Here is a 1857-nt window from a genome sequence, read left to right on the forward strand (position 1 = left end):
AGGGTGTGGGAGAGTAGGTCACCGCCGGACAACCATTAGGTCGAGGCCCCAACCACAACGGTTGGGGCCTCCCGCATTTAAAACCCACCACCACCAGAGGCCCCAAGAAGCCTGCGGAACAGCATCTTCGGAGCCCAGGAGGCGGGGCTGCCGATGCGGCCAGCGCCGGTCACATTGCCGTTGGCTTCGTCAGCCGGCAGGGTCGTACTGGAACTGCCGGACCTCCTGCGGGCAGCGGCAGGCCAATGCGATCCTGGCCGCCCACTCCAGTGCCACCTCCCGCGAGGGCAGCTCAAGAACTGTGTAGCCGCCGTTGGGCACCTTGTGGCCTGGGTACGTACCCGCGGTGACGGTACCGTCACCGGCTACGAGAACCGGGTCGACGTCCTCATCGATCCCGCCGGCGAAGACGTACACGCCCGCCGCCTTGGCCTCGTCGATGACGGCATGTGAGTCTCGGACCACGGCCTCGAAGTCCTGTTCGGGGAACGTCATGGCCTCCCCCGGGAACGAGATCAGGTATTTCGTCATTCAAGGACTCCTCTGCTCAAGCGATCCGGTGAATTTTATCTGCGGCACCGTTGTGCTGCCCCGCCCGATTATGACTCCTAGGGCAGGCACCTGGTCAAGGGAGACCCTTGCCGTTAGTGTGACGGCCACGTCGACACGGTCGGAGCAGCCCCAAACAGGTGTTGCAGACCTGGTTGGCGGATTCCGCTCGATGCGATGCAGTGATGTCTCACCCATGGCGTCCGCCAGGGCAACCCTCTCGGACGTTCTGTAGGCACATCTTCCGGGTCTGTCAGTTATGACTGCGGGAGCCGAAGTACATTGTGCCCTGACCATACTGGCTGCAGTGGGCCGAATCCGTCTTGCATGCCGTGACGTGGGCCGGGGCCTGGTTGGCGCCGGCGGGTTGCTGCACAGCTCACGATGAACGTGCTGGAGAGCACGCCGAATTGAAGTACGGGGCATGAAAGACGTGGTGATCGCCGTCTGAAACAGCTCAAGGGCCTGCCGGAGGCGGGCACGACCACGTCGGGGGCAAGCGGTCGTGCATCCGTGCACCGTGCACCTGATCCGCAACGGCTTTCCCTACGCCTAACGCCGGCATCGCGACGGTATCGGCCAGGCGCCAAGCCAATTTACACGCGCGTGATCTGCACGACGAGCGCAATCGAGTGGAACAACGTGAGGGCCCACGGGCATTTTTCGAACGGCACCGCTGCCCTGGCATGCCTGTACCTCGTCACCAGCTCACTTGATCCCATCAGTGGTGGCCGGGCAGGTTGGGTGATGAGAAGGAAGCCTGCGCTGAACGCGTCCCGATTACGTCCGCCGGCTGGTGCGAAAGAACCACTCGGTGATGAAAACGGGCCGAACTCCACCCACCGTTTATCTGACAGTTCCTGAAGGCCACCTTCACTGCGGGCGGAGGCCAAGCGGGCGCAGGTGTGACGGGGTCCATAGTGAGGGTTTTCGGTTGTGGATGGCAAAGCAGGGGTCTCATTGCCCGGTAAGCCGTGTGGTGGCGGGTTTTTTGGGGGGTGGTGGTGGGGTGGGGTTGGATTTGCGGAGGGGCCTGTGGGGGTGTATTGTTTTCTAAGTCGCCGCGAGGGAGACAGCGTTGAGCTGGTTACCGCGGGCGGCCAATCCCCCAAAAATATGTGCCGATTCTGGTAGTGCTTTTGAGTGCTCCTGGGGTGGTGTGGGGCGGATTCCTGCTGATGAAGGTCCTGGAAATATGGATTTGATTTGGGGCGGGGGTTCGGGTAAGTTTGGAAAGTTGCTCCGGAGCGATCCTCGACATGGAATTTGTTGTGGTGGTGCCGGGTGTGTCTGTTGTTTGAGAACTCA

At 61.9% G+C, this 1857-nt stretch carries 1 protein-coding gene; it reads right to left on the reverse strand.

From position 1 onward, the window contains the following. Positions 1 to 189 precede the first annotated feature (189 nt). Positions 190 to 531, reverse strand: a complete 342-nt coding sequence (locus ACFVYC_RS22305; protein WP_387554426.1) for a YciI family protein — start codon at positions 529 to 531, stop codon at positions 190 to 192. Between the last annotated feature and the right edge of the window lie 1326 nt (positions 532 to 1857).

This window comes from Pseudarthrobacter sp. NPDC058329, from assembly GCF_042879835.1.
Taxonomy (GTDB): Bacteria; Actinomycetota; Actinomycetes; order Actinomycetales; family Micrococcaceae; genus Arthrobacter.

Excerpts from the sequence above, each read along its gene's own strand:
- ACFVYC_RS22305 (WP_387554426.1), bottom strand. The coding sequence starts at position 531 with ATGACGAAATACCTGATCTCGTTCCCGGGGGAGGCCATGACGTTCCCC.